Genomic DNA, 2,604 nt, shown 5'->3' with positions numbered 1-2,604 from the left:
GGGAACCTCATGACGAGCACCACTGAGCCCCGTCCGGTCGCGCCCTCAACTTTCGATCTGTCGATCGCGGAGCGCCGCCTATCTAGCGGTAGCCCAGCCCATCCACGCACGGCAGAGTTGAGGACGCCAACGCATCGCTTCAGGGGGACTCCTGGCGCTGCCAATGCTAATCGTAGTATGTCGAATGATAGTATTCAAATCGAGACCATCTCTGGATGGCTCGAGGCGCGCACGAAACTCAGCTGGTCACCATCTTCGCTGGCAATGTCAGGCGATTGAGGAAGGAGCGCGGGCTGTCGCAGGAGGATCTGGCCGAAGCCGCCGGTGTTCATAGGACTTACATCGGGATGATCGAGCGCGGGGAGAAGAACGTGACGATCTACAACATCGAGCGCATCGCTATTGCGCTTGCGGTGCGTCCCGGATCCCTCCTTGACTGAATGCCTTCACACCCATCGTGCCGTTCATCGTTCAGCTCGATGAGCACCGCCCTTCTCCCGCCGCGCAGAGTCGTAGCTAAGCGCTTGCGCCAAGCCCGTCAGCTTCGCGGACTCAGCCAACGGGAAGTCGGAGTGCGTATGGGGCTGGACAAGGACACGGCATCTGCTCGAATCAGTCGGTATGAGAGTGAATCCATGGCCGTCAGCCTGGACTCGCTGTTTGTCCTCGCAGATGCGCTTGGTGTTCCGCCTGCGTATCTGCTCACAAGCACACCTGCGATGGCCGACGCGGTTCTGTCCTTGGGCTCGATGAGCGAGTCCCAGCAGGTCCAAGTGGCCACCGCCGTAGCCGCTTTGGCAGAGCTATCCGCCGGGCAATGTGCGGCACTGATCGCGCAGATTGTGAGCAAAGACTCGGACCACGGCACCTGATCCGGTAAGCCTGAGGGCCATCGCTCGTCGCAGTTGCAGTGCCCGGCCTCACGGCCGGGCACTATGCCGCCACCGTACGCCGGCAGATCGCTACAGCAACCCTCGACCAGCCATCGAGAGCGCCTGATCACCTGTAACCACAAAGTGGTCCAGCAGTCTTACGTCCATCAACTGCAGGACGCTCTTCAGCTGTGTCGTAATCGCCTTGTCCGCAGCCGAGGGCTCAGGACTGCCGCTTGGATGGTTGTGAGCCAGGATGATCGCTGCCGCATTCAGAGCCAGAGCCCGCTGGAGCACGATCCGCGGCGACACATGCGCTCCGTCGATCGTGCCGGAGAACAGTCGCTCCACCGCCAGAAGCCGATGCTGGGCATCGAGGAATGCCACCTCGAAGTGCTCCCTGCCCTCATTGCCCAGACGGAGCCGGAAGAACGCACCGCATGTGGATACGTCCCCCATCTTCTGGCCTGGCTTGCAGGCGCGCCGCGCCAGAATACGCAGCGCGCGTGCAATAGCCCGATCATCCCGGACCACGGCTGCAGCCTCCATGGCGGCACATTGACTGCGATCCAGCGGATCGACAGGCAACTGCGGGCGCATCACACCCTCCCCTCCCCGGCCTCACCACCAGCTCGTCGTAGATTCGGCCGACGCGAGTCTCCAACGCTGCCGAAGTGCGGCACCTCGCGGTCGCGCGAGCGACTGATCGCCACCGCAACGCAGCTGTCTACGCCAACCTCCCCTCCCTCTGCCCCTGCCTGGAGGGCGCACACGGCCCCGTCGGTCGGCCCGGGAGCGCACTCCTGCCCAGGCCTCTTCTTACCCAGACCCTTCCACAGCTTGCGGCCAGCACGGGCCAACACTTCGATCAAATGCATCATCATTTCCTTTGTAGACAGACGGCAGAACGCATAAGGCCCGGACGGGCCGGACCTTGTGCTGGATGCCATGGAGTTGGTGGTTACGGATCGAGGAAGTCACCGCAGTTGATACAGGTGGTGGCGGAGGTGCATTTGACTATCCCAGCCAACACAGCCGTTGCCACCACCATGACGCAGTAGATCAACTCGATCTTGCTCTTCATCATCAGTTGCACCCATAGAGGGCATCACACAGCGTGACGCCGCACACGAAGCCAATGACCACCGGCTTCATGGGTGTACTACGTATCTGAAATGTTTTTGGATCGAGGCAGAGAGTCTGCAATGGGCATCTGAGCGGGTCAGATGTCATAAATGCCCGTCATTTTCTGGTTGAAAACCACCAAAATGGACCTGATTGGAGCAAACAAACCCCCGCCTCCACGTCGAGCCCCCCTCCTCTGTCGCTTTTGACCATCGCGCCATCCGGCCACGCTTGAAGGTAGGATCCGCTCAGGCCGGCGAGGACCGGCCCCACAGGGGGACTCATGAACCGCACGATCGCGTTGATGTGCCGACTTGCCTTGCTGCCCACAGTCCTTGGATTGAGCGCCTGCTCACACTGGATTGGGATGCCCAGCGTGGCGCCGCCCGCTGCCACAACCACCGAGTTCGCAGATGGACGATTCTGGCTGCACGAAAAGGATCTGAACTACCGGATCGGGGACACCCAGGAGGTGATCACGGTACCGGCCGGCTTCGTGCATGACGGAGCATCCATCCCGAGAATCCTTCACATCGCCATCCCCAAGACAGGCTGGTATGGCCGGGCCGCCATCATTCACGACTACCTGTACTGGTCCCAGCTATGC

The 2,604-nt window shown here is 61.3% G+C and carries 4 protein-coding genes; 3 read left to right on the top strand and 1 reads right to left on the bottom strand.

Features of this window, described 5'->3' with window-relative positions; all coding sequences use genetic code 11:
- The first annotated feature begins 215 nt into the window (after nucleotides 1-215).
- Nucleotides 216-440 carry a helix-turn-helix transcriptional regulator gene (locus DBR20_RS02565; RefSeq protein ID WP_108265080.1) on the top strand — a complete coding sequence of 75 codons (225 nt, stop codon included), beginning with the start codon at nucleotides 216-218 and terminating at the stop codon, nucleotides 438-440.
- Entirely contained in the window at nucleotides 441-872 is a 432-nt protein-coding gene (locus DBR20_RS02560) for a helix-turn-helix transcriptional regulator (RefSeq protein ID WP_308812594.1), read from the top strand.
- A gap of 90 nt (nucleotides 873-962) precedes the next feature.
- On the opposite strand, the gene DBR20_RS02555 is transcribed toward DBR20_RS02560, so the two are convergent.
- A complete protein-coding gene (locus DBR20_RS02555) occupies nucleotides 963-1,421 on the bottom strand; it encodes a JAB domain-containing protein (protein WP_108265078.1) in 459 nt (152 codons plus the stop codon).
- A gap of 859 nt (nucleotides 1,422-2,280) precedes the next feature.
- Between DBR20_RS02555 and DBR20_RS02545 the strand changes: the two genes are divergently transcribed.
- Nucleotides 2,281-2,604: DUF1353 domain-containing protein (locus tag DBR20_RS02545; protein WP_219927777.1), on the top strand; the 324-nt coding region annotated here is incomplete at its 3' end.

Origin of the sequence: Stenotrophomonas sp. HMWF023 (genome assembly GCF_003060985.1) — a bacterium.
GTDB classification, from domain to species: domain Bacteria; phylum Pseudomonadota; class Gammaproteobacteria; order Xanthomonadales; family Xanthomonadaceae; genus Stenotrophomonas; species Stenotrophomonas lactitubi.
This window is presented reverse-complemented; position numbering and strand designations above follow the sequence as displayed.